The sequence below is a fragment of the Bacillus sp. COPE52 genome (assembly GCF_003355115.1).
Classification (GTDB): Bacteria; Bacillota; Bacilli; order Bacillales; family Bacillaceae_G; genus Bacillus_A; species Bacillus_A toyonensis.
The window spans coordinates 5,806,010-5,806,263 of record NZ_CP031292.1; the positions used below are offsets into that span (position 1 = coordinate 5,806,010).

General features: G+C 53.9%; 1 pseudogene. It reads left to right on the forward strand.

The features are described from left to right. Nucleotides 1-254, forward strand: a pseudogene (locus DPQ31_RS29940) (hypothetical protein); the annotation flags it as partial.

Consider the following 254-nt stretch of genomic DNA (forward strand, 5'->3'; position numbering starts at 1 on the left):
CAAGGTAACACAGGTGCTACCGGTGCCACTGGCGCTACTGGACCTCAAGGTGTTCAAGGTAACACAGGTGCTACTGGTGCTACTGGACCTCAAGGTATTCAAGGTAACACAGGTGCTACCGGACCTCAAGGTATTCAAGGTAATACGGGTGCTACTGGTGCCACTGGACCTCAAGGCGTTCAAGGTAACACAGGTGCTACCGGTGCCACTGGCGCTACTGGACCTCAAGGTGTTCAAGGTAACACAGGTGCTAC